Origin of the sequence: Neisseria sp. 23W00296 (assembly GCF_044772855.1) — a bacterium.
Classification (GTDB): domain Bacteria; phylum Pseudomonadota; class Gammaproteobacteria; order Burkholderiales; family Neisseriaceae; genus Neisseria.
Genome location: NZ_CP173024.1, coordinates 1,359,108 through 1,381,763 on the forward strand (window position 1 = coordinate 1,359,108; position 22,656 = coordinate 1,381,763).

Sequence of the window (22,656 nt, forward strand, 5' to 3'; positions counted from 1 at the left end):
AAAATCCATGAAAAAGTTTATTACCGCCGCCGCGCTCGCGTCCGTCTGCCTGCCCGCGTGGGCCTTTTCCACCGCCGAGCTGGCGCAAACCCTGCAAAAACCCGCCAACGTACAGGGCGCGTTTACCCAGCAGCGTTACCTCAAATCCCTCACCAAACCCATGACCACCCAAGGCAGATTCGTCCTCGTGCCAAACAAAGGGCTGCTGTGGCAGATGCAAAAGCCCTTTGAAACCACCCTGCGCGTGCGTGCCGACGGCATCATGCAGTACAACGGCGGCACATGGAACAATCCCAACCAAAGCAGGCTTTCCGGCCAAAGCCGCCAAATCAAACTCTTTCTCGACCTGCTCGGCGGCAACACACGGGGCTTGGAAAACCAGTTTGACCTCGCCCTCTCCGGTACGGAAAAACAGTGGACACTGCGCCTGACACCGAAAACGGCCGTTACCCGCCAGATTTTCAACCGCATCGACATCAGCGGTGACAGCGTGGTACGCCAAATCGAGCTGGACGAAAAACAAGGCGACCGTACCGTTATGCGCTTCAACCAAGTGCAAACCGACAAACCGCTCGACGGCTTCGCTCGAAGCGCACTGTAAAAAAGGCCGTCTGAAAGCGAAGCTTCAACGAAGTTAAAACGTCCGCACAGCCGGCAGAGCAGCTTTCAGACGGCATAGCTGTTTGTTCTTCAAATACTTTTACAAAAAAGCTATAATACCGCCCTATCAAATAATTTTTGTAAAACACAATGACGGGATATGAAAACAAAAAAGTGCTGCTGGTGCACTACTCGCAAACCGGACAGCTGGACGCATTGGCACGGCACTTCGCCAAACCGCTGCGGCAGAGCGGAATCCGCACCGACTGCGTAAACCTTGTTCCGCAACAGCCCTATCCGTTTCCGTGGCCGTTTTGGCGTTTTTTCGATACTTTTCCCGAAACCGTCCATCTGAAACCCGCCCCCATCGAGCCGCCGCAGATTCCCGACGAAGACTACGACGTCGTCGTCATCGCCTATACGGTGTGGTTTCTCTCCCCGTCGCAACCCGTTACCGCCTTTTTACAACGTGCCGAAACCCGCCGGCTGCTTGCAGGCAAACCCGTTATCACGCTCATCGGCTGCCGCAATATGTGGCTGGCGGCTCAGGAAAAAATGAAAAACCTGCTCACGGCCAACGGTGCGAAACTCATCGGCAACATCGTTAAAACCGATGCCTGCGGCACGGCTGCCAGCTTCGTTACCACTCCCGCCTGGCTGCTCACGGGCGACAAACAGTATTTCCGCCGCCTGCCTGCTGCGGGCATTGCCGAAACCGAACTGGCCGACGGCGTGCGTTTCGGAACAAAGCTGCGCGATGCGCTGGCACAAGGACTCCCGCTGGACGAAACACTATTTCAAAACATGGGGGCGGCCAAAGTCGATGAAAAACTGATTTTCAGCGAAAAGGCCGCAGGCCGCAGCTTCTTCCTGTGGGGCAAGCTGCTGATGGCAGCCGGGCGCGTGTCGCCGCTGCTGCGCCGCGCGTTACTGGCGTTTTATATTTTGTTCCTCATCACGCTGATTCTGACCGTCATTCCCGTGAGCGTGCTGCTGAAAAAACTGCTGCACCCGCTGTTGAAACACCGTTTGGCCGCGCTGAAAAAATACTACGCGCAACCTTCAGGCGAATAAACTGCCCGTTCAGACGGCCTTTGGCCGTCTGAAACTTTCCAAACCACACGATAAACCATTGAAACAACCCAATAACAATGACCAAGCACATACCCGACAACGTCTATATCAACCGTGCCGCCGCTTTTCTGCCCAACGCCCCTGTGGACAACGACCAGATGGAAGCCGTACTCGGCATGGCGGGCGGACTACCCTCGCGCGTGCGCCGCATGATTCTGCGCTCCAACGGCATCGTCTCACGCCATTACGCCATTGACCCCGCTACCCGCCGCGCCACCCACACCAACGCCGAGCTTGCCGCCGAAGCAGTAAAACTGCTTTTGGCGCAAGGCTTTGCAGATACCGTATCCTGCCTTGCCTGTGCCACCTCCTATCCCGACCAAATCATGCCCGGACACGGCGCGATGGTACACGGCCTGCTTGAGATGCCCCCCTGCGAAACCGTCAGCCTCGCCGGCGTATGCGCTTCAGGCATGGCGGCGATGAAATACGCCTACAACGCGGTACGCACGGGCGAACACACCGCCGCCATTGCCGCCGCTTCGGAAAATGCCTCGTCCGTCATGCGCGGCGAGGTATTCCAGAGCGAAACCGATTTGAAAAAACTGGAAAACGCCACACCCGAAATCGGTTTTGAAAAAGACTTCCTACGCTGGATGCTTTCCGACGGCGCAGGAGCGGTTTACCTGTCCGGCCGCCCCAATTCAGACGGCCTCAGCTTCAAAATCCATTGGATTGAGCTACGCTCCTACGCCAACGAAATGCCGCCCTGCATGTATGCGGGTGCGGAAATCATCAACGGCGCATTTACCGGCTGGAAAGCCGCCGGCGCGGAACAGAACCGCCGCGACACCCTGATGGCAGTCAAACAGGATGTCAAACTGCTAAACGAACACATCGTCCGCTACACCGTGGAAAAGCCGCTCCCCCAAATCGCCGCCAAACACAAGATCGCTGCCGCCGACATCGACTGGTTTCTGCCGCACTACTCTTCCGGCTTCTTCCGCGACAAACTGGCTGCCGGATTGGAAGGCATCGGTTTTGCCATTCCACAAGAAAAATGGTTTACCAACCTGAGCGAAAAAGGCAACACCGGTTCGGCTTCGATTTACATCATTCTTGAAGAATTTATGCGCACCGCACCCGTTGGGCGCGGGCAGAAAATCCTCTGCTACATCCCCGAAAGCAGCCGCTTTTCCACCTGTTTCATGCTTTTGGAAGCAGTTTAGAAGCTATCCAGACCCGATTGCCGCGCAACCGGATGCCAATAAGCAAAACAGTCCGAAACGAAGATCCGACATGGAAGTAAAAGACATTCCGCAAGACAACAGCACCTCCTACCACGGCCACCGCAAAGTCATCTACGGAACGCGCGGCGGCCATTACGAGGCCGCCACCAGCAGCGGTTGGGACGACGAATCCTACGCCACCGGCCTTGCCGTATCCGAGCTGGACGCGCAAACCCAAGCCGCCCGGGAAGCCGTTGCGCGGGGCGAATACTCGCCGCTCTACTACCATATGTTCCGCTACCGCCACGACGAAACCAGTCTGGCAGGCGCGGCAGGCGTATGGAAATGGCAGCTTCGCCGCCACTTGCGCCCCGAAATCTTTGCCAAACTGAGTTCCAAAACCCTGCAAAAATACGCCAATGCCCTGCAAATCAACATTAAAGAACTGCAACGCATTGATACCGATGCACCCTGTCGAAAATAAAGCAGAGGCCGTCTGAACGGCATCACGCCGTTCAGACGGCCTCTTTTTTCCGAAGAAAACCCCATGACCGAATTTCCCCACCAGCACACCGCCCACTGCGAAAGCGGTGTCATGTCCACTCTGCTCAAATACCACGGCTGCGAGTTGAACGAAGCCATGATTTTCGGCATTGCACACGCGCTGTCGTTTGTATGGCTGCCGCTAGTCAAGCTCGGCGGAATGCCGCTCGTGTCCTATCGCGCCGCGCCGCGCAGCATCATCCGCAACACCTGCAAAGCACTGGGGCTGAAACTGTCAGTGCGCCGTTTCTCCAGCCCTGAGCGCGGGCAGGCCGCACTTGACGAAGCCTTGGCCGCAGGCCAACCCGCAGGCGTGCAGACATCCGTATTCTGGCTGCCCTACTTTCCACCGCAGATGCGTTTCCATTTCAACGCCCACAACCTGCTCGTGTACGGTAAAGACGGCGGCGACTACCTTGTCAGCGACCCTGTGTTTGAAACCGTTCAACGCTGCCCCGCCGAAGACTTGCAGCGCGCCCGCTTTGCCAAAGGCGCACTGGCCGCCAAAGGCATGATGTACACGCTTGAAGCAGGCGGAAATCCGGCGGCAGTGGCTGCCAAACTGCCTGCCGTTATCCGCAAAGCCATACGGAAAAACGCCAACCATATGCTTGCGCCGCTGTTTTTCGTCGGCGTGAAAGGGATGCGCACCGTCGCCAAGAAAATCGAAAGCCTGCCCGCCCAAAACAACGAAAAATACCAAAAACTGTTTCTCGGCCACTTGGTGCGCATGCAGGAAGAAATCGGCACGGGCGGCGCGGGTTTCCGCTATATCTACGCCTATTTTTTAGAACAGTCGGCACAAATCTGCGGCGAAACGGCTTTTCAGACGGCCTCTGAGCAGATGACCGCCATCGGCGACCAGTGGCGTCAGTTTGCCGCCATGTGCGTGAAACAGTGCAAAAAGCCGTCTGAACATGGCTGCGCCGAAATCTCCGCCCTCTTACGCGGCATCGCCGACCAAGAAGAAGCATTATGGCGGCGGTTGAAACAAATCGGATAAACCGCTTTTTTTGCAGCATCGGCATTCGGTTTTACTCCCAAAACGCCGCCAAGCCGGTTGCCGATATGCCTGAAACCGCTTGAACGGTTCAGACGGCCTCTGCCCACCACCCTTTACCTATGATTCAAATCCAATCCCTCTCCCACCGCTACCCCCGTGCCGACGCACCCGCTCTCGACAACGTATCGTTCGACATTGCCGACGGCGAATGCCTGGGTCTGCTCGGACACAACGGCGCGGGCAAAACCACGTTGATGTCGCTGATGGCAGGTTTGCAGGACGTGTGCAGGGGCGAAATCTTGTTTGACGGCCGGCCGCTGCACCGTCTCTCCCGTGCCGCACGGCAGAAAATCGGTCTCGTACCGCAGGATTTCGCGTTCTATCCGCAGCTTTCGGTATGGGACAACCTGCTGTTTTTCGCCTCGCTCTACAAGATGCGCGACAAAGGCCGTCTGAACCTGCTCATCGGGCAGGCCGGCTTGGAAGAACACAAACACAAAGCCGCCAAACACCTGTCCGGCGGGCTCAAACGCCGTCTGAATTTCGCCGTGGGGCTGATTAACGCGCCGCAACTGGTGTTTCTCGACGAAATTACCGTCGGCATCGACCCGCAATCGCGCCGCTTTATTCTCGACAGCGTTGCCGAACTGACGCGGCAGGGCGTAACCGTGGTGTACACCTCGCACTATCTGCCCGAAATCGAGCAGCTTTGCGGCAAAATCGCGCTGCTGCAACACGGACGGCTGGTGTATCAAGGCAGCTTGGACGAACTTTTGGCTTCACAGACGCAAACCGTGCGCTTCATTACCGAGCCTGCACTGCCGCCTGCAACCTTGGCCGCACTGCAAGCCGTGCCCGCCGACCGGCGCGGCATGATGGAAACCGCGCAGGATGCCGCCGCCGTGTATGCCGCCCTGCAAAAAAGCGGCGTGCATATCCGTTACTTCCAGCAGGGACACGGCTCGCTGGAAGCCTTTTACCTCGACTTTCTCCGCCGCGAAACCGACACGCCATGACCGCCGCTTCCCTGATTAAAGAATTGAAACTCTTGAGCCGCGACCTGCACGGCCTGGCCGTACTGTTTGTGATGCCCATCGTTTTCATGCTGATTATGTCGCTGGCACTGAGCCGCGATGCCGACCCGCACGAAGGCAGCCGCATCGCACTGGTCGGCGCGGCGGGCGACAGCGTCAACGCCAAATTCGCCGCCGCGCTGGAAAAAGAAAACATACGCGTCAGCATGATGCCGTCTGAAAAACTCGCCGCCGCGCAAAACGGGCTGCACGACAAGCGTTTCCAACTGGTACTGCACAACCCCAACCTTGCCGCAGACAAACCCGCCGACAGTAAAACGCTGCAAATCTATATCGCCCCCGATACCGAACCCTCATGGCTGGCGGCAGTCAAAGGCGTTTTGCAGCAGCATTACACCGAAACGCGCGTCAACGCCTACTTTGGCGACAGCGGCATTACCATCGACAACAAAAAACTGCCCGCAAAAATCCGCAAAGAAATCCAAAAGAAAGTGGACGAAAAAAACGCCGAACAGCTTGATGCAGTAAGCGCATTTTTAGGCCGCACCATGTTTCAGGAACATTATTTGAGCGCAGGCAGCGGCACGGTGGCCAAGCCCAACGCCGTACAGCACAGCGTACCTGCATGGCTGATTTTCGGCATGTTCTTCATCATGATACCGCTCTCCAACGTGATGGCTTTGGAGCGGCAGACCAACACGATTACACGGCTGCGGCTGGCCCGAGCAGGCGCGGCGGGGCTGATAGCGGCCAAACTCGTACCGTATTTCCTGATTAACCAGCTCCAATTTGCCGGTATGCTGCTGCTCGGCCGCTACCTGCTGCCCAAGCTCGGCGTAAGCGCGCTGGTACTCAATGGCAGCCTTGCGCCTTACGCGCTCTTGTCTGCCGCCGTATCCGCCGCCGCGCTCGGCTATGCGTTGCTGATCAGCGTGTGCGCCAAATCCACCGAACACGCCGTCGTGCTTGGCGGCGGCGGCATTATCCTGATGGCGGCACTCGGCGGCATCATGGTGCCCGCACACGTCATGCCCGACACCATGCAGCACATCACTTGGGTGTCGCCGATGGCTTGGGGCTTGAAAGCCTTTCAGGAGCTGCTGCTCAACCGCAGCGGCTTAGGCGGCATCACCCCCTACCTCGCCCTACTCGCCGCATTCGCCGCCGCCACACTCCTCGCTGCCACACTGGTTTACCGTCGGCAGCTGCAAACACAGGTGCGGTTTTAAGAACCTGCAAACCGCGCCGCCCAACCGGATACGAAAGCCCTTTTTATGTCCTACACCTTCACCCTTGCTCCGCAAGCACTCGAAACCGAATTGAAAAAACTCATTCTGCAAGAGTCCGGCAAAGCCGACGACATCGCCCCTGAAGACTTCTCCGACGACGCGCCGCTGTTCGGCGACGGCAGCCCTGTCGCCCTCGATTCGCTTGACGCGCTGCAAATCAGCGTTGCCCTGCAACAGCATTTCCAAGTGCGGCTGCAAGGCGACCGCATGGTACGCAAACACATGATGTGCATACGCGGTTTGGCCGCATTCGTGCGGCGGGAACACGGCGCATGAGCTGGCTCTGCGGCACAGCGGCCACTTGCGCGGCCAATCCGCAGGCCGCATTCAGACGGCCTGATACGGTGGAATTCGCTTTTCTCAAGCAAACACAGCAGGCCGCCTATTTTCGCGCCTTCTCCTCCCCCGGCCTCAGCCGCACCGAAATTGCCGGCGAAGCCGAAGCGCACTTGCGCCGTGCCGCCGAAAACGCAGGCTGGCCGTCTGAAGCCTGGCATACCGCGCCCGTATTTATCGGCTCCGGCTCCTACCTGATTTCCGAATACGAAAACCGCTATCTTGCCGGTGAAACCACACCGGAAAACCACCTGCTCCATCTTGCCGCCGACCTGCGCGAACGCAGCGGCAACTGCAACATTTTCAGCTTCGCCACTTCCTGTACCTCATCCGCCCACGCCCTCATCCAGGCCGACCGTTTCCTATCGCTCGGTCTGGCGGAGCGCGCTTTCGTACTCGGCATCGAAAGCCTCAACCGCCTCACACTGCTGCATTTCCACAGCCTCGGCCTGCTCACCGCCGACTACCGCCCCTTCGGCGGCAACGGCCTGATACTCGGCGAAGGCGCAGCCGCGCTTGCCCTCTCCGCCGCAGAGCCGCAAAGCAAAGGCCGTCTGAAACTGGCCGGCCACGCCGCAGGCACAGGCAGCCATTTGGTACAGAGCGATACTGCCGTGCAGGAAAGCGTCATCCGCCGCGCCATTGCCGCCGCAGGCATCACACCCGCCGGCATCGCCCTCGTCAAAACCCACGGCATCGGCACAGCCGACAGCGATGCCGCCGAAATGCAGGTGCTGCACAAAGTATTCGGCACACCGCCGCCGCTTGCCGCACTCAAACCGCAAACCGGCCACACCCTCGGCGCAAGCGCGGCACTCGAAACTGCCCTGCTCGCCCAAGCACTCCGCAGCCGCACGCTTACCGATATCCACGGACACAAAATCCCCCTTTCAGACGGCCTTTTCTGCCTCGCCAACCACTTCGGCTTCGGCGGCAGCAACACAGCAACAGTATGGCAATGGACACCCTGATTCCCGACATCCGCATCACCGCCGCCGCCCGCTTCGGCACCGACGCGGCCGTCAGCGGAAAAATCCTCAAACAAACCCTGCAACAGCGCACCGGCACCGACCCGCGCCGCCTCAGCCGCCTCAGCATCTGCGCCGCCCTCGGTGCAGGCCTGCTCGCCCGCAGCCGCCGCATTTCCCCCGATTGCGCCGTCTGGCTCGGCACGCCGTTCTCCTCGCCCGCCGTATTTGCCAAAATGGCCGGCAACGTGCTCGACCACCACGCCGCCATGCCTTTCGATTTCATCGCCAACCTGCACAACGCCCCCGCCTTCCATGCCGCCGAAGCCCTCGGCTGCCACGGCGCAACATCTACCGTTCCCGCAGGACGCGATTCCGACACCCGCTTCCATCCCCTGCTGCTCGCCGCCGCCTCGCTTCCGATTGGCGGACAAGCCGCCGTCGGCTGGTGCTACGAACACCAGCCGGCCTACCCGCACACCGGCGAAGGCAGCGTCTGGCTGCTGCTCGAACACGGTGCAGACACCGGCGCGCCCCTGTGCTTTTCCAAAAAAACCACGCCGCAGGCCGCAACGGAAAGGTCGTCTGAAACCTACTATTGGCAGCACATTGCCGACCTTGCGGCAACGCTGCACGAACGCAGCCACACCATCGAAGCAGGCAGTTGGACGATACAAACCGGCTGCCCGGCAGATGTCGCCACCGCATACGAACGGATCGGATAAACCGTCCGGACGGCAAAGGCCGTCTGAAAATGCCGCCGCCGAACCGTATTGCCGATTACAGCTAAAATAACGCCTTCCCCTTCCCACCCGCAAAGGCCGTCTGAAATGTCCTTACGCACACTCCGCCGCACCTACACCGCACTGTCCGCCCTACTCTGCCTGTTTCTCATCTATGCCTTTGCCACAGGCAACCGCCTGCAAACCGACCTCACCGCCCTGCTTCCCGCCGACGCGCAGCCCGACGCGCTGCTGACGGCCGCCGACAAAGCGGGCGAAGCGCAGCTCAACACGCAGGTGGTGCTGCTCGCAGGCAGCGCGGATGCGGACACGGCGTTTCAGACGGCCTCCGAAATCGCCCAAACGTGGCGCGGCAGCGGCGTATTCGAGTCGGTCGACAGCAGCATCACGCCCGATTTGGACGCGGTACGCGCGGATATGCAGAAACTGGGCTTGGCGGTATTGCCGCAGGAACAGGCGCGGCTCATCTTTGAAGAACCGAAACGGTATTTCCAAACGCGGGCGGAAGACGCGGCCAACCCGTTTGCCGCCCCCTCGCCCCTGTCTTTGGAACAGGACTGGCTGGGCTTTGGCCGGTTTGTCGCGGCGAAAGCCAACCCGCAGAGCCGTTTGCAATGGAATATGGACAACGGAATGCTCTACACCGAAGCAGACGGCCAAACCTGGGTATGGCTCAGAGGCCGTCTGAAAACGGGCGACAACTTTTCCGGCAACGACGCGCTGCTGCCGCTGATGGCCGAAAGCCGCGCCATCGCGCAAAAACACGGCGCAAAAACCTTGGCCGCAGGCGGCGCGCTGTTTGCCGCCGCGTCCAAAACGGCGGCGGAAGCGGAAAGCCGCATCATGGGTATCGCCGGTACGCTGGCGACTTTCGCGCTGCTGCTGTGGGTGTTCCGCAGCGTCCGCGTGTTCTGGCTGATGCTGCCGCTGGCATCGGGTATGCTGGCGGGGCTGGCGGCGGCGTTGGCGGTGTTCGGAGAAGTGCACATCCTGACCATCGTCGTCGGCACCAGCCTGGTGGGCATGCTGGTGGACTTCCCGCTGCACTGGCTCGCCCCTTCGGTATTCGCACCGACGGCACACACCGACTGGCCATCCGAACGCGCGATGAAACACGTTCTGCCGAGCTTTGCCGTCAGCCTGCTGATTACCGTGTCGGGCTACGCGCTGCTGTGGTTCACGCCGCTGCCCGTGTTGCGCCAAACCGCCGTCTTTTCCGGCTTTTCTCTCTTGGGCGCGTTTGGCGCAACCGTGTTGTGGCTGCCGCCGCTATTTGCCCGTTACCGCGCCAAGGCCGTACCCTTCGCCGCGTTTACCGAAAGGCTGCACGCATACTCCGTCCGTCTGAAACCCCGTTTTCACAAACGCGGCTGGCTCGCGCTCGGCGGCATACTGCTGGCAGCGGGGTTGTGGCGCAGCGACTGGCGCGACGACATCGGCCAGTGGGTCAACATGCCGTCTGAAATGCTGGCCGAAGTCAAACGAATCGGCGATTTGAGCGGCACGGATTTCGGCGGCAAATACCTGGTGGCCGAAGCCGGCAGCGAAGACGCGCTGCTGCAAAAAACCGCCGAACTCGGCCGCGCGCTGCAACCGCTCGTCGCAGAAGGCAAATTCGGCGGCTTCCAATCGCCCGACCAATTCATCGCCCCCTCGTCCGAACAGCAAAAACTGAAAAACCGCCTGCGCGAACTGGCCAAGCTGCGCGAAAACTGGCAACCGCTTGCCGATGCCGGCATTCCGCGCAAAACCATACGCGAAGCCCTCATCCAAGCCGCCGACGCACCGACGCTATCCCTTTCAGACGGCCTCAAAACCGGTTTGGCCGAAGCATGGCGGCCGCTCTATCTGGGCGAAGTGGAAAAAGGCCGCCACGCCGCCATCGTGCGCCTGAACGGCATCGCCGACGAAACCGCCGTACGCGCCGCCGCCCTGCGCATCTCGGGCATACACTGGGCAGACAAACGCGCCCGCCTCAACGAACTCTTCCATCACACACGCAACCAGGCCGCCTGGCTCAAACTCGCCTCCTACGCGCTGGCATGGCTGCTGCTGTGGAAAATGTTCGGCGCGAAACACGGCGGCAAAATCATCGCCGTACCGTTGGCCGCCGCCGTCTGCACCGTCGCCGCCCTCGGCTGGCTCGGCATCCCCGTCAGCCTGTTCGCCATGTTCGGACTACTGCTCGTCTCCGCCATCGGCATCGATTACGCCGTTTATGCCGCCACCGCCAAACACACCGCCGCCGCACGCCTCGGCGGCATGCTGCTTGCCGCAGCCACCACCGCCATCTCCTTCGCCCTGCTCGCCCTCAGCGGCACTCCCGCCGTCGCCGCGTTCGGCATCACCGTTACGCTGGGCGTGGCGTTCAACCTCTGGCTGGCCGGCTCGCTGCTGCGGGATTGACCCGCCCGTATCCGAAACGCCGAAACAGGATTTCAGACGGACAAAAACACGGCAGGGCGTTTGCGGCCGTCTGAAAATCCGAAAAGAAGCCTGCAAAACGGCTGCGGCAAATCGTGTTATAGTGAACCAACACGAAAATCTACGGCGTTGCTGCGCCTTGGCTCAAAGAAAGCGGTTTTCTACGGCATTGGAAATGCCAAGAAAACCTGCCCCGTACTACCTGTACTGTCTGCGGCTTGCTGCCTTGTATCTTTCCGTGTCGTTTCACTATACGATGCCGCCCCTTCCCACCCGTAAAGGAAAAACCATGCGCCTTACCATGCTTGCCGCCGCGCTGCTGCTTGCCGCCTGCGCCGCACCGCTGCCGCAACCGCACAGCCTGCCGCCGCTGCCGCAGTCCGCCCGCTGGTTCAAACTGGAAAAAGCCGATGCCGCCGGACAAACCGTACAAACCAGCCTGCTGGCCGTCGAACCGCTTTCAGACGGCCTCCGCTTTGTGCAGACCGACGCGCTGGGTGCGCCCGTGTCACGCCAGACCGTCAGCACGCAAGGCTGGAAAAACGACGGTTTCGTCATGCCCAACGCCGCCTCGCGCCGCCTGTTCGCCGCCCTGCTGCCGCTGCTTGCCACTGACGATGCCGCCTCTCTGTATCCCGAAATCACAAAAAGGCCGTCTGAAAACAACGGATTCTGCCCCGAAGGCAAAGGCGCGCTGTTCCGCTACAAAGATCGCGATTTGTGGTGCGTTGCTGCCGATGCCGGACAATTCCGCATCGGTTTCCCCGACAACACGCGCTGGACAGCCGCCCCGATAGAAGAACAGGCGCAAGAGCAGCCATGAAAACACCCGTCTACCTCAGCCGCCCCGCCGTTACCAGCGCACTAGGCAGCGGCATACGCACCCACATCGACGCGCTGCTCAACCCGCAGGCCGTGCCGCTGGCCTTTTCCGACCGGTGGATTAAGGGCAAAAACCATGCCTTCGGCGCAGTAAACGAAACCCTGCGCCCGTTTTCAGACGGCCTGCCGCCGGAGCACGTCAGCCGCAACAACCAACTGCTCTGGCACGCGCTCGAACAAATCGAAGACGACATTCGTGCCGCTGTCGCGCGTTACGGCCGCCACCGCATTGCCGTGGTTATCGGCACGTCCACCAGCGGCGCGGACGAAAACATCCCGCTGTTTGAACATATTGCCCGCGGCGGCGGCTGGGCGGACAAACCGTTCAAGCAGCTGCAACACACCATGGGCGCGCCCGCAGAATTTGTCGCCCGGGCTTACGGGCTGCAAGGGCTGCGCTACACCGTGTCCACCGCCTGCACTTCGGGCGCGCGCGCCCTGATCAGCGCGGCGCGGCTGTTGCGTGCCAATCTTGCCGATGCCGTGATTTGCGGCGGCGCAGACACCCTGTCGCCGCTCACCATCAACGGCTTCGCCTCGCTGGAAGTGCTTTCAGACGGCATCGCCAACCCGTTTTCCGCCAACCGCAACGGCATCAACATCGGCGAAGCCGCCGCCGCATTCATCATGACGCGCGATGCCGATTTCGACGGCACAATGCAACTGCTTGGCTACGGTGCAAGCAGCGACGCCTACCATATGTCTTCGCCGCGCCCGGACGGCTCGGGTGCGGCGCAGTCGTTTCAGACGGCATTGCGCGATGCGGAACTGACAGCGCAGGACATCGGCTGGATTAATCTGCACGGCACGGGCACGCTGCACAACGACGGCATGGAAAGCCGCGCCGTGGCCGAAGTTTTCGGTAAGGCCGCGCCCTGCACTTCAACCAAACCCTACACCGGCCACACCCTCGGCGCCGCGGGCGCATTGGAAGCCGCCATCGCCTGGGGCATGGTCTGCCGCGAATACAATCCCGACGGCAAACTGCCGCCGCAGCATTGGGACGGCGTACCCGATCCCGAACTGCCCGCCATCACACTCACCGGCCGCAACAGCGTATGGCCGTCTGAAAAACGGATTGCAGCGAGTTCGTCGTTTGCCTTTGGCGGCAGCAATGCGGTTTTGATTATCGGCGGTATGTGACCGGCGCAAAAAAGGCAGCCTGAAAACGGGATTCCCTCCATTTCCAGGCTGCCTTTACTGTCGCCATTTCATCAAGATTCAGTACCTGCCGGGTGTTTTCACACTTTCAACACCAGCTTGCGGTAAAACCACTCGCCCGCAAACAGCACGCCCATCAGCACATACGACACGATACCCGTGTAAACCGCCCACCAGTCATGCCATTGCAACAACGCCAACGCGGCGGCGGTTGCGCCGTTCAACACAAAAAAGCCGCACCAGATTTGCGTTACCCGCCGCGTGTGGCGCACGCCTTCGGGCGGCAGGTCGGGGTGTTGCAGGCGGGCAAGGCGTTCGATGACGGTTTGTTTGGCAAACAGGCTGCCGCCGAATACGGCAAGCATCAACAGGTTGACGGCTACGGGATACCAGTACATCGAATCAGGCCGTCTGAACAGCAAAACGGCGGCGAAAAAAGCAGACAGCAGCAGCGCGACTATGCGTTGCGCGGCAGTTTGCGGCATGGCGGCGCGTATCAGCCACAGGACGCACATGGCGGCGGCCAGCCAAACGAATGCACCGTTTTCGCGGCCGTAGTACCACAAAAGCGGATAGGCGAGGCTGGCGAACGTGAGCAGGATTTTTGCGGCGGGATTCATGCGGGCGGCTTGATTGGAGAAGGTTCTTGGTTTTATCCGCTTGTGCTTTCACTCGGCGGAACAGGCGTTTGAAGGCCGTCTGAAAGCGCGGTTGCGAGATGGCTTTTCAGACGGCCTTAATGCGTTTTTAAAACGTGTTTCTGTATCGGCAGCGGTCGGAAGGGCTCGTGCGGCCTCTGCGGACAGAAGGCCGTCTGAAAAGTTTACTGCGCGTCCTGAGCCTGATCCTGAACTTTCAATACGGCCTGCACCACGTCGTCAACGGTACGCACGTTGCGGAAATCTTCGGCCTGCAACCTGCGGCCGGTTTCGCGCTTGATGAGGTCGATGAGGTCGATGGCGTCGATGCTGTCGATTTCCAAATCTTCGTAGAGATTGGTTTCGGGCATGATGCGTTCGGGTTCGATTTCAAACAGTTCGACCAACGCTTCAGACAGCAGCGTGCGGATTTCCTGTTCGCTCAAAATTTTGTTGTCGCTCATATTGTTTCCTTATTCTGCCAAGCGGCTTTTGACGAATGCGGCCAAGGTTTTGACGTTGGCGAAATTGTCGCGCAGATTGTCTTTTTCGCCGTCGAGCTGGAAGCCGAAAGTTTTTTGCACGGCCAAGCCCAGTTCGAGTGCGTCAACGGAATCGAGGCCGAGGCCGTCGTCGCCGAAGAGCGGGTCTTCGCTGCCGATGTCAGCGGGAGTCATGTCTTCGAGGCCGAGGCTGTCGATGATGAGTTGCTTGATTTGGTTTTCTAAATCGTTCATGTGGTTTTCCTTGTAAAGTAGTCTTGCAGGTATGCGTTCAAACGCCTTGCGGCGATGGGTAAGGGTTTTTCGGCGAGCCAGTCTTGCGGGTCGATGTCGTCGCCGACGGTAATTTCGTAACGGATTTTCTGCGGCGGTATCTGATACCACGGCTGGCCTTTTTTGAAGTTGGGCGGAGTCATTTTGATGACTACGGGCGTAATCACGCTTGCGCTGCGCAGGCCGATGGATACCGCGCCGCGGTGCATTTTGATTTGTCCGTCCCAACCGGTGCGTGTGCCCTCGGGGAAGATGAGCAGGCTTTGCCCGCTGCGGAATACGGCATCGATTTCTTCGAGCATTTCCATGCTTTCGTCGTTGGGAATATAGCCCGAGGCAAGAATCTGGCTTCTCATGCTGGGATTGTGCAGCAGGTCTTTTTTAACCAATACATTTGGGGCGGGCGCGTGGCTGACCATTAATACGACATCAAGCAGGGAGGGGTGGTTGGCGAGGATAAGCTGGCCGGGGCGGCCGAGTCTGTCTGCGCCGCGAAAACTTACGCTCAATACGCCCGACCATTGCAGATAGCCGACGAAAAAACGCCATACGCGTCCAATCATACGTCGCGCGGCAAGCTGGCGCGGCACGTCGCCCTTGGTGGATTTGAGCGTATAGGGCAGAAGGGCGATTTTGAACAGCACGCCCGCCACGCCGAACAGGATAAAGCCCAACAAGGTTGCGGCGAAACGGCGGAGATAATCAAGGCGGTTCATGCGTTTTTCTGCCACAGCCAGCGGCGGCCGGTGTAATGGCGCGTGTGTTCGAGGCCGTCTGAATGCAAAAAGCGTATCCAGTCCAATGCGCCGTAATAGGGTTTGGCGGATTCAGACGGCCTTTCGCTATCTGCACCGCCTGTTTGGAGCGTCAGGCTGTAACGCCCGCCCGCTTCGACAACCATAGCCAAAGCGTGGGGGAACGGGGCGCGTTCGGCGGAGACACAGTAGCTAGTTTGCAGCGGGTCGTCGGCAACCACGACCAACACGCGTTCCGCGCCGTCGGATAGGAGTGCGAACGCTTCGGCCAATGCGGTTTCGAGGCCGTCTGAAAGCGGAGCGAGCGCGGTGTTTTCATTCATGTCGCTGCGTAGAATCGACCATTGGCCGGCCGGCGCGTTGTGTACCGACAGGCCGAATGAGGTAGGCGATACGGTGTGCGAGCGCAGCAGCTCCGGCCACAGTTCGAAACTGCGGTTGATTTCGCCGTCGTGCGAGGCGTAAACCATCGGACAGCCAGGGTAGCGGTCGGCCAGCTCCCACGCGGCTTCGCACACCAGCCGCGCAGCCGCACCCAACCGCCGCCTCTGCATGGCGGGCAGAAACGCAAGCGCGGGTTTGTGTTCGGGCAGGGTATCGGCATCAAGCTGTCCGGCCGCCCATTGCTGCCATTGCTCTGCCGTTGCCATGCGGTTGCAGGCGGCGTGCCACGCGGCGATATTGAATGAGAACGAACAGGCCGTATGCATGGTGTCGGGACTCCGTTGCGGCGGCGCGGCGGCCGCCCGTATGAAACAAAGAAGGCGGCATTTTAACCGATTTGCCGCGAAACGTAGGCAATAAAATCCGCTAAAAGCCTACGACGCAACGCCGCCATCCATTATAATCGCGGGCTTTATTCTGTTTCGGACACCGCGTCCGCCGCTTATGGAAAAACTGACCTGCCCCATCGAAAATCCCGCCTTTCTGCTGCCGCACAGCGGCCATATGGTGCTGATCGACCGCGTTACGGAATACGGTAGCAATTTTGCTCGCGTCGAGGCCTCGGTGGACGGGAACCACATCCTGCTGCACAACGGCGCGCTGCCCGCAACAATGGGCATGGAAATCATGGCGCAGGCCATCGGCGCTTTCGCCGGCATACAGGCTTTGTCGGCCGGCGAACCGGTGAAACTGGGCTTTCTGCTCGGCACGCGCCGCATGAACCTGTTTGCCGACAGCATCCCCGTCGGCACGAAACTGTCGGCAACGGCAACAGTGTCCACGCAGGATGCGGGCGGAATGGGCGTGTTCGACTGCGAACTGCGCTGGATTGACGCCCCGGAAAACGCGAAACACACCCTGCCTGCCGACGGCCTGCTGGTACAGGCGGCGCTGAACGTTTATGCTCCGAAAAACGCGCAGGCCGTCTGAACGCTTTTCAGACGGCCTGCAAACACCCGAAGGAAACGCCATGAGCGAAACCGTTTTAATCACAGGCTCCAACAGGGGCATAGGCAAAGCCGTTGCGCTGGGTTTGGCGCAAGACGGCTACGACATCGCCGTGCATTGCCGCAGCCGCCGCGACGAGGCCGAAGCCGTGGCGGAACAAATCCGCGCATTGGGCAGGCAGGCGCGCGTGTTGCAGTTTGACGTATCCGACCGCGCCGCCTGCCGCGAAATCTTAACCGCCGATGTGGAAGCGCACGGCGCATATTACGGCGTAGTGTTGAACGCAGGTTTAACCCGCGACAATGCGTTCCCCGCGTTTTCAGACGACGACTGGGACAGCGTGTTGCGTACCAATCTCGACGGTTTTTACAACGTTCTGCATCCGCTGGCGATGCCGATGATACGCCGCCGCAAACCCGGCCGGATTGTCTGCATGGCATCCGTGTCCGGCCTGACGGGCAACCGCGGGCAGGTTAATTACAGCGCGTCCAAAGCAGGCATCGTCGGCGCGGCGAAAGCTTTGGCGGTGGAACTGGCCAAGCGCAAGATTACCGTCAACTGCGTCGCCCCCGGCCTGATTGATACCGAAATCGTGGACGAGAACGTGCCTGTCGAAGAAATTTTAAAAGCCGTGCCCGCCGCGCGTATGGGTACGCCGGAAGAAGTGGCGCACGCCGTACGCTTTTTAATGGACGAAAAAGCGGCATATATCACGCGCCAAGTCATTGCCGTGAACGGAGGTCTGTGTTGAACACCAAAAGAGTAGTGATTACCGGCATCGGCGGCATTACCGCGTTCGGCCGCGACTGGCAGAGCATTCAGACGGCCTTTAAAGCCGAAAAAAACGCCGTGAAATACATGGACTGGCGCGAACGCTTCCCCGAACTGGAAGCACAGTTGGGCGCGCCGGTCGAAAACTACGCCCCGCCGGCGCACTGGACGCGTAAGCAGCTCCGCAGCATGGGGCGCGTGTCGCAGCTTTGCGTCGATGCCGCCGAACAGGCTCTGGCCGATGCGGGTCTGCTTGGCGACGAGCGCATTTCAGACGGCCGCATGGGCGTGGCCTGCGGCTCGTCGGTCGGCAGCACCAAAGACATCGGCGACATGGGCGAGCTGCTGCTGACCGGCACATCGCGCAACTTCAACGCCAACACCTATGTGCGCATGATGCCGCACACGACGGCCGCCAACATCGGCATTTTCTTCGGCCTGAAAGGGCGCATCATTCCCACGTCAAGCGCATGCTCATCGGGCAGCCAAGCCATCGGCTACGCCTACGAAGCCGTCAAATACGGCCTTATCGACATGATGCTGGCGGGCGGCGGCGAAGAGTTCTGCCCGTCGGAAGTGTATGTGTTTGACTCGCTTTATGCCGCCAGCCGCCTCAACGGCGAACCTTCGCTGACCCCGCGCCCCTATGATGCAGGACGGGACGGCTTGGTTATCGGCGAAGGAGCGGGCATGATGGTGCTCGAATCACTCGAATCCGCCCAAGCGCGCGGTGCGAAAATCTATGCCGAAATCGCCGGCTACGGCGCAAACAGCGACGGCAGCCATGTTACCCAGCCGCAAAAAGACACCATGCAAAAATGTATGGAGCTCGCCCTCAACGACGCGGATATCCGTCCGGAGCAAGTCGGCTACGTCAGCGGCCACGGCACGGCCACCGAAAAAGGCGATATCGCCGAAACGCTGGCCACCGAAGCCGTTTTCGGCTTTGTTCCCATGAGTTCGCAAAAAAGCTATCTCGGCCACACCCTCGGCGCGTGCGGCGCACTCGAAGCGTGGTTTGCCATCGAAATGATGAACAGCGGCTGGTTTGCGCCGACGGTTAATCTCGACAACATCGACCCGCGCTGTGGCAAGGTGGATTACATTGTCAGCGGCGGCCGTGAAATCGAAACGGACTATGTGGTCAGCAACAACTTCGCCTTCGGCGGCGTGAACACTTCGCTGGTGTTGAAACGCTGGCGCGGATGAATTTGTCGGATACACGGAAAAGGCCGTCTGAAAATTTCCGGCTTCAATGAAGCCGGAAATTTTCAGACGGCCTCAACGTTTTTCAGACGGCCTCAACGTTTTTCAGACGGCCTCAACGTTTTTCAGACGGCCTCAACGTTTTTCAGACGGCCTCAACGTTTTTCAGACGGCCTCAACGTTTTTCAGACGGCCTCAACGTTTTTCAGACGGCCTCAACGTTTTTCAGAATCAGACAGTCCGCTTTTTCAACAACAGTCCGCTTTCGATATGGTGCGTGAAGGGGAACTGGTCGAACATAGCGGCGGCGGCCACGTCGTGCGTTTTTATCAGGGTGTCGAGGTTGGCGCGCAGGGTTTCGGGGTTGCAGGAGATATAGATGATGTTGTCGAAGCCTTGCAGCAGCGCCAATGTAGCGTCGTCGATACCGGCGCGCGGCGGGTCGACGAAAACGGTGGAGAAGCGGTAGTCGGCGAGGGTGATGTTTTGTTCGTTGAGGCGGCGGAATTCGCGTGCGCCTGTGTAGGCTTCGGTAAATTCTTCCGCCGACAGGCGGGCGATGCGGATGTTGTCCGCTCCGTTGACCGCGATATTCCATTGCGCGGCCTGTACGGAGGTTTTCGATACTTCGGTGGCAAGGACGCGGCCGAAGCGGCGGGCGAGCGGCAGGGTGAAGTTGCCGTTGCCGCAGTAGAGTTCGAGCAGGTCGCCGCCCAAGCCGTCGGCGGCGGCGCACGCCCATTCGAGCATGTCGCGGCAAACGGCGGCGTTGGGCTGGCTGAACGCGCCTTCGGGCTGGCGGTAGCGGTAGGTTTGTCCGCCGACATCGAGCGATTCGGTGACGAAGTCGCGCGAGAGCACGTTTTTTTGGCCTTTGCTGCGGCCGATTAGGGCGATGCCGAGGCGGTTTTGCAGGGCTTCGGCGGCGGTTTGCCAGGCTTCGTCGAGTTTTCGGTGGTAGATGAGGGTGACGAGTATGTCGCCGCTGAGGGTGGACAGGAATTCGCACTGGTAGAGGCGGTTTTTCAGCACGGGTTCGGCACAAACGGCGGTAAGCAGTTCAGGCATCAGCCGGTTGATGCTTGCGGAGGCGGCGGGAAATTCCGTGATGCGGATAACCGATGCGCCGCCTGCTTTTTTGCCGTGTTCGAACATGGCGTAGCTGATGTTTCCGCCGTCGTGCCAGATGCGGAATTCGGCACGCATGCGGTAATGGCGCTCCGGCGAGGGGTAAACGCGCCATTCGGGCATGGGAACGTCTGCGAACAGGCGGCGCAGGAAGACGGTTTTGTCGTTCAGCTGGCTGAGGTAGGCGGGGCTGTGCATAGCGGATTCCGTAGCAGAAAAAGGGGCGGATTATAGCTTTTTCGCGCACGGGGCGCAGAGGCCGTCTGAAAGCGAAGCTTCAACGAAGTTAAAATACACGGCAGCAAAAAGCGGGCGTCGCGCGGATTGTTAAGACGGCCGCATTATTGCAAAAAAGCGCAAACGGCGGGTGCGGGGCGCTATCAAAAAGCGCAAAGCGCGTGTTAAGATAGAATTGTAAAGATTTTTTCCAACCGACAAACACAGAGGATTTGACACATGAGTCGCGTATTATTAGTTGATGACGATGCCGTACTGACCGAGCTGCTGACCGAATATCTCACAGCCGAAGGCTTGGAAGTGCGCAGCGTGCCGGACGGCGAAGCCGGTGTTCATGAAATTCTCTCCGGCCAGTATGATGTGGTGGTACTGGACTCGATGATGCCGAAGATGAACGGTTTGGACGTATTGAAAACCGTGCGTGCGCAAAGCGGCATCCCCATCATCATGCTCACGGCCAAAGGCGATGATATCGACCGCATCATCGGTTTGGAAATGGGTGCTGACGATTATGTGCCCAAACCGAGCACGCCGCGCGAACTCTTGGCGCGCATCAACGCAATTTTGCGCCGCGCGCAGAACCCGCACGACCAGGGCAGCGCGTCAAATAGCCTATCGGTCAGCAATGTGACCCTGCATCCCTCGAAACGCCAGGCAACCGTCGGTGATGCGCCGCTGGAACTGACCAGCACCGAGTTCAACCTGCTCGAAGTGCTGATGCGCCATGCGGGACAGGTGGTCAGCAAGGAAACCCTTTCCATCGAAGCGCTCGACCGCAAGCTGGCCAAATTCGACCGCAGCATCGATGTCCACATTTCCAGCATCCGCCACAAACTGGGCGATGCCTCGCTGATTCAGACCGTGCGCGGTTTGGGTTATCTGTTCGTCAAAAACTGATTATCGGAAGCCGAAGCTCAGCATGAAGCTTTTCCAACGCATCTTCGCCACGTTTTGCGCAGTGATTATCTGCGCCATATTCGTGGCGAGTTTTTCTTTCTGGCTCGTGCAGCAGACGCAGGCCGAAACCCATTTCAACCAGCAGCGCGCCATCGACGAGATTCTGTTGTCCAACGCCGTTACCGCCTTTCGCGCCCGCGGCGAAAACGGCGCGCGCGAAATGCTTCAAGGCTGGCACGAAGGACAGGGGCCGGAAAAAGTCCTCATCATCAGCGGCGACGACCAAGCGGATCTGATCGGCCGCAAAGTCGATCCCAAAAGAATCGAAAAAGCCCGCTCCTTCGCAATCGCCAATCCCGAAAGCAAAAGCGTGCATCTCGAATACGGGCGCTGGGGCGAGGAATACCTGTTTTTCATCCGCAACTGGGACAGCATCGAAGTGCAGCGCCGCCCCAGCCCGCTGTTTATCCCCGGCCTGCCGCTGGAACAGACCTGGCATGAAATCATCATCTTGGGCTTTATCTTTCTTGTCGGCCTCGCGCTTGCCTACATTCTCGCCAACAACATCACCCGCCCCATCCGCATTCTCGGCCGCGGCATGAACCGTCTGGCCGACGGCAACTTTGAAACGCGCATCTCGCAGCAGATGGACAACCGCGACGACGAGTTGTCGCAGCTGGCGGCGCAGTTCGACAAAATGGCGCAGAAGCTGCAACAGCTGGTCGCCAAAGAACGCCACCTCCTGCACCACGTGTCCCACGAAATGCGCTCGCCGCTGGCGCGGATGCAGGCCATCGTCGGCCTGATCCAGTCGCAGCCGCAAAAGCAGGAACAGTATTTGCAGCGGCTGGAAACCGAACTCGTGCGCATGGATGCCCTGGTGGGCGAACTGCTGACCCTATCCCGCCTCGAAACCGCCAACGTCAAATTGGAAAAAGAGCCGCTCAAACTAATTCCCTTCATGCGCAATCTGGTGGACGACAGCCAGGCCGTTGCCGAAAAAAACGGCCAAACCGTCGAGCTGACGCTGGAAAAAATGCCCGACAACGCCGAAATCTGCGCCAACGAAAGCTATCTCTACCGCGCCTTCGACAACGTCATCCGCAACGCCATGAACTACAGCCCCGAAGGCAGCAGCATCCGCGTCGAAATGCGGCAGGACGCGAAAAACTGGCTGATCGACATCACCGACAACGGGCCGGGCGTCGCGGAAAACCAGCTTCCGCACATCTTCACCGCCTTCTACCGCGCCGACAGCAGCGGCAGCAAACCCGGCACGGGCTTGGGTTTGGCCTTGGCAAAACACATCATCGAGCAGCACTGCGGCAGCATCAGCGCCGAAAACATCAGCCCCAACGGCCTGCGCATGCGCTTCGTTCTGCCGAAAAAAAACGGCAAAACGAAAGACGAGCAGCCGCCCGCCGCATAAGGGCTGTTTACATTCGGCCTCGCGGCGGTGTTTTTGGTAAAAATCCGCTTCACAAGCCGAATACCAACCACTCCCGGCCGCCACAAAAAGGCCGTCTGAAAATCCGTTTTCAGACGGCCTTTTTGTGGCATAATCCGTCGG

Annotated in this window: 24 protein-coding genes; 18 read left to right on the forward strand and 6 right to left on the reverse strand. The window is 59.6% G+C overall.

What is annotated here, in order from left to right:
- Positions 1-7: 7 nt before the first annotated feature.
- The 13 genes from ACG2K1_RS06730 to ACG2K1_RS06790 all read left to right on the forward strand — a co-directional run bounded on the left by ACG2K1_RS06730 (position 8) and on the right by ACG2K1_RS06790 (position 13,268).
- On the forward strand, positions 8-601 hold the full coding sequence (locus tag ACG2K1_RS06730) for an outer membrane lipoprotein carrier protein LolA (RefSeq protein WP_009424968.1): 594 nt from the start codon (positions 8-10) through the stop codon (positions 599-601).
- Between the two features lie 149 nt (positions 602-750).
- Entirely contained in the window at positions 751-1,674 is a 924-nt protein-coding gene (locus tag ACG2K1_RS06735) for a hypothetical protein (protein WP_009424967.1), read from the forward strand.
- A 77-nt stretch (positions 1,675-1,751) separates the two neighbouring features.
- Positions 1,752-2,903 carry a beta-ketoacyl-ACP synthase III gene (locus tag ACG2K1_RS06740; protein WP_395428559.1) on the forward strand — a complete coding sequence of 384 codons (1,152 nt, stop codon included), beginning with the start codon at positions 1,752-1,754 and terminating at the stop codon, positions 2,901-2,903.
- 70 nt (positions 2,904-2,973) lie between these two features.
- The gene (locus tag ACG2K1_RS06745; protein WP_009424965.1) at positions 2,974-3,387 is read left to right on the forward strand and encodes a hypothetical protein; all 414 of its coding nucleotides are present in this window, start codon (positions 2,974-2,976) and stop codon (positions 3,385-3,387) included.
- Between the two features lie 63 nt (positions 3,388-3,450).
- Positions 3,451-4,449, forward strand: a complete 999-nt coding sequence (locus tag ACG2K1_RS06750; RefSeq protein WP_395428560.1) for a BtrH N-terminal domain-containing protein — start codon at positions 3,451-3,453, stop codon at positions 4,447-4,449.
- A 119-nt stretch (positions 4,450-4,568) separates the two neighbouring features.
- On the forward strand, positions 4,569-5,465 hold the full coding sequence (locus tag ACG2K1_RS06755) for an ABC transporter ATP-binding protein (protein ID WP_009424963.1): 897 nt from the start codon (positions 4,569-4,571) through the stop codon (positions 5,463-5,465).
- On the forward strand, positions 5,462-6,712 hold the full coding sequence (locus ACG2K1_RS06760; RefSeq protein ID WP_395428561.1) for an ABC transporter permease: 1,251 nt from the start codon (positions 5,462-5,464) through the stop codon (positions 6,710-6,712). The genes ACG2K1_RS06755 and ACG2K1_RS06760 overlap by 4 nt, the downstream gene beginning before the upstream one ends.
- Before the next feature lie 45 nt (positions 6,713-6,757).
- Positions 6,758-7,048, forward strand: coding sequence for a phosphopantetheine-binding protein (locus ACG2K1_RS06765; RefSeq protein WP_009424961.1), 291 nt, complete (start codon positions 6,758-6,760; stop codon positions 7,046-7,048).
- Positions 7,045-8,079, forward strand: coding sequence for a beta-ketoacyl synthase N-terminal-like domain-containing protein (locus tag ACG2K1_RS06770; protein ID WP_395428563.1), 1,035 nt, complete (start codon positions 7,045-7,047; stop codon positions 8,077-8,079). Before ACG2K1_RS06765 ends, ACG2K1_RS06770 begins: the two co-directional genes overlap by 4 nt.
- Positions 8,061-8,801, forward strand: coding sequence for a hypothetical protein (locus ACG2K1_RS06775; RefSeq protein WP_395428564.1), 741 nt, complete (start codon positions 8,061-8,063; stop codon positions 8,799-8,801). The genes ACG2K1_RS06770 and ACG2K1_RS06775 overlap by 19 nt, the downstream gene beginning before the upstream one ends.
- Positions 8,802-8,906: 105 nt before the next feature.
- Positions 8,907-11,225: an MMPL family transporter gene (locus tag ACG2K1_RS06780; protein ID WP_395428565.1), complete on the forward strand. Its 2,319-nt coding sequence runs from the start codon at positions 8,907-8,909 to the stop codon at positions 11,223-11,225.
- A gap of 307 nt (positions 11,226-11,532) precedes the next feature.
- Positions 11,533-12,066 carry a hypothetical protein gene (locus tag ACG2K1_RS06785; RefSeq protein ID WP_009424957.1) on the forward strand — a complete coding sequence of 178 codons (534 nt, stop codon included), beginning with the start codon at positions 11,533-11,535 and terminating at the stop codon, positions 12,064-12,066.
- On the forward strand, positions 12,063-13,268 hold the full coding sequence (locus ACG2K1_RS06790; RefSeq protein WP_009424956.1) for a beta-ketoacyl-ACP synthase: 1,206 nt from the start codon (positions 12,063-12,065) through the stop codon (positions 13,266-13,268). Before ACG2K1_RS06785 ends, ACG2K1_RS06790 begins: the two co-directional genes overlap by 4 nt.
- Before the next feature lie 98 nt (positions 13,269-13,366).
- Here ACG2K1_RS06790 and ACG2K1_RS06795 read toward each other — a convergent pair whose 3' ends face one another.
- The 5 genes from ACG2K1_RS06795 to ACG2K1_RS06815 all read right to left on the reverse strand — a co-directional run bounded on the left by ACG2K1_RS06795 (position 13,367) and on the right by ACG2K1_RS06815 (position 16,165).
- Positions 13,367-13,906 carry a hypothetical protein gene (locus ACG2K1_RS06795; RefSeq protein WP_009424955.1) on the reverse strand — a complete coding sequence of 180 codons (540 nt, stop codon included), beginning with the start codon at positions 13,904-13,906 and terminating at the stop codon, positions 13,367-13,369.
- A 203-nt stretch (positions 13,907-14,109) separates the two neighbouring features.
- The gene (locus ACG2K1_RS06800) at positions 14,110-14,370 is read right to left on the reverse strand and encodes an acyl carrier protein (RefSeq protein ID WP_094031205.1); all 261 of its coding nucleotides are present in this window, start codon (positions 14,368-14,370) and stop codon (positions 14,110-14,112) included.
- Positions 14,371-14,397: 27 nt separating this feature from the next.
- Positions 14,398-14,661 carry a phosphopantetheine-binding protein gene (locus ACG2K1_RS06805; RefSeq protein ID WP_009424953.1) on the reverse strand — a complete coding sequence of 88 codons (264 nt, stop codon included), beginning with the start codon at positions 14,659-14,661 and terminating at the stop codon, positions 14,398-14,400.
- Entirely contained in the window at positions 14,658-15,416 is a 759-nt protein-coding gene (locus ACG2K1_RS06810) for a lysophospholipid acyltransferase family protein (RefSeq protein WP_395428566.1), read from the reverse strand. The genes ACG2K1_RS06805 and ACG2K1_RS06810 overlap by 4 nt, the downstream gene beginning before the upstream one ends.
- Positions 15,413-16,165 carry a beta-ketoacyl synthase chain length factor gene (locus ACG2K1_RS06815; protein WP_395428567.1) on the reverse strand — a complete coding sequence of 251 codons (753 nt, stop codon included), beginning with the start codon at positions 16,163-16,165 and terminating at the stop codon, positions 15,413-15,415. Before ACG2K1_RS06815 ends, ACG2K1_RS06810 begins: the two co-directional genes overlap by 4 nt.
- Before the next feature lie 178 nt (positions 16,166-16,343).
- Between ACG2K1_RS06815 and ACG2K1_RS06820 the strand changes: the two genes are divergently transcribed.
- From ACG2K1_RS06820 to ACG2K1_RS06830, 3 genes are read left to right on the forward strand one after another with little or no spacing between them, the layout of a single operon-like run.
- Positions 16,344-16,829, forward strand: coding sequence for a thioester dehydrase (locus tag ACG2K1_RS06820; RefSeq protein WP_395428568.1), 486 nt, complete (start codon positions 16,344-16,346; stop codon positions 16,827-16,829).
- 40 nt (positions 16,830-16,869) lie between these two features.
- Positions 16,870-17,598 (forward strand): 3-oxoacyl-ACP reductase FabG, encoded by a 729-nt coding sequence (gene fabG, locus ACG2K1_RS06825; RefSeq protein ID WP_009424949.1) that lies wholly within the window; start codon positions 16,870-16,872, stop codon positions 17,596-17,598.
- On the forward strand, positions 17,592-18,827 hold the full coding sequence (locus tag ACG2K1_RS06830) for a beta-ketoacyl-ACP synthase (protein WP_395428569.1): 1,236 nt from the start codon (positions 17,592-17,594) through the stop codon (positions 18,825-18,827). Before fabG ends, ACG2K1_RS06830 begins: the two co-directional genes overlap by 7 nt.
- A 228-nt stretch (positions 18,828-19,055) precedes the next feature.
- Here ACG2K1_RS06830 and trmA read toward each other — a convergent pair whose 3' ends face one another.
- Positions 19,056-20,150, reverse strand: coding sequence for a tRNA (uridine(54)-C5)-methyltransferase TrmA (gene trmA, locus ACG2K1_RS06835; protein ID WP_009426342.1), 1,095 nt, complete (start codon positions 20,148-20,150; stop codon positions 19,056-19,058).
- A gap of 258 nt (positions 20,151-20,408) precedes the next feature.
- Between trmA and ACG2K1_RS06840 the strand changes: the two genes are divergently transcribed.
- The gene (locus ACG2K1_RS06840) at positions 20,409-21,086 is read left to right on the forward strand and encodes a response regulator transcription factor (RefSeq protein WP_009426340.1); all 678 of its coding nucleotides are present in this window, start codon (positions 20,409-20,411) and stop codon (positions 21,084-21,086) included.
- A gap of 22 nt (positions 21,087-21,108) precedes the next feature.
- A complete protein-coding gene (locus ACG2K1_RS06845; RefSeq protein WP_009426339.1) occupies positions 21,109-22,515 on the forward strand; it encodes a HAMP domain-containing sensor histidine kinase in 1,407 nt (468 codons plus the stop codon).
- The last annotated feature ends 141 nt before the right edge of the window (positions 22,516-22,656 follow it).

Bases quoted from the DNA above. Each gene is read 5' to 3' on its own strand.
- ACG2K1_RS06730 (WP_009424968.1), top strand. From the start codon at position 8: ATGAAAAAGTTTATTACCGCCGCCGCGCTCGCGTCCGTCTGCCTGCCC.
- ACG2K1_RS06735 (WP_009424967.1), top strand. From the start codon at position 751: ATGACGGGATATGAAAACAAAAAAGTGCTGCTGGTGCACTACTCGCAA.
- ACG2K1_RS06740 (WP_395428559.1), top strand. From the start codon at position 1,752: ATGACCAAGCACATACCCGACAACGTCTATATCAACCGTGCCGCCGCT.
- ACG2K1_RS06745 (WP_009424965.1), top strand. From the start codon at position 2,974: ATGGAAGTAAAAGACATTCCGCAAGACAACAGCACCTCCTACCACGGC.
- ACG2K1_RS06750 (WP_395428560.1), top strand. From the start codon at position 3,451: ATGACCGAATTTCCCCACCAGCACACCGCCCACTGCGAAAGCGGTGTC.
- ACG2K1_RS06755 (WP_009424963.1), top strand. From the start codon at position 4,569: ATGATTCAAATCCAATCCCTCTCCCACCGCTACCCCCGTGCCGACGCA.
- ACG2K1_RS06760 (WP_395428561.1), top strand. From the start codon at position 5,462: ATGACCGCCGCTTCCCTGATTAAAGAATTGAAACTCTTGAGCCGCGAC.
- ACG2K1_RS06765 (WP_009424961.1), top strand. From the start codon at position 6,758: ATGTCCTACACCTTCACCCTTGCTCCGCAAGCACTCGAAACCGAATTG.
- ACG2K1_RS06770 (WP_395428563.1), top strand. From the start codon at position 7,045: ATGAGCTGGCTCTGCGGCACAGCGGCCACTTGCGCGGCCAATCCGCAG.
- ACG2K1_RS06775 (WP_395428564.1), top strand. From the start codon at position 8,061: ATGGCAATGGACACCCTGATTCCCGACATCCGCATCACCGCCGCCGCC.
- ACG2K1_RS06780 (WP_395428565.1), top strand. From the start codon at position 8,907: ATGTCCTTACGCACACTCCGCCGCACCTACACCGCACTGTCCGCCCTA.
- ACG2K1_RS06785 (WP_009424957.1), top strand. From the start codon at position 11,533: ATGCGCCTTACCATGCTTGCCGCCGCGCTGCTGCTTGCCGCCTGCGCC.
- ACG2K1_RS06790 (WP_009424956.1), top strand. From the start codon at position 12,063: ATGAAAACACCCGTCTACCTCAGCCGCCCCGCCGTTACCAGCGCACTA.
- ACG2K1_RS06795 (WP_009424955.1), bottom strand. From the start codon at position 13,906: ATGAATCCCGCCGCAAAAATCCTGCTCACGTTCGCCAGCCTCGCCTAT.
- ACG2K1_RS06805 (WP_009424953.1), bottom strand. From the start codon at position 14,661: ATGAACGATTTAGAAAACCAAATCAAGCAACTCATCATCGACAGCCTC.
- ACG2K1_RS06810 (WP_395428566.1), bottom strand. From the start codon at position 15,416: ATGAACCGCCTTGATTATCTCCGCCGTTTCGCCGCAACCTTGTTGGGC.
- ACG2K1_RS06815 (WP_395428567.1), bottom strand. From the start codon at position 16,165: ATGCATACGGCCTGTTCGTTCTCATTCAATATCGCCGCGTGGCACGCC.
- ACG2K1_RS06820 (WP_395428568.1), top strand. From the start codon at position 16,344: ATGGAAAAACTGACCTGCCCCATCGAAAATCCCGCCTTTCTGCTGCCG.
- fabG (WP_009424949.1), top strand. From the start codon at position 16,870: ATGAGCGAAACCGTTTTAATCACAGGCTCCAACAGGGGCATAGGCAAA.
- trmA (WP_009426342.1), bottom strand. From the start codon at position 20,150: ATGCACAGCCCCGCCTACCTCAGCCAGCTGAACGACAAAACCGTCTTC.
- ACG2K1_RS06840 (WP_009426340.1), top strand. From the start codon at position 20,409: ATGAGTCGCGTATTATTAGTTGATGACGATGCCGTACTGACCGAGCTG.
- ACG2K1_RS06845 (WP_009426339.1), top strand. From the start codon at position 21,109: ATGAAGCTTTTCCAACGCATCTTCGCCACGTTTTGCGCAGTGATTATC.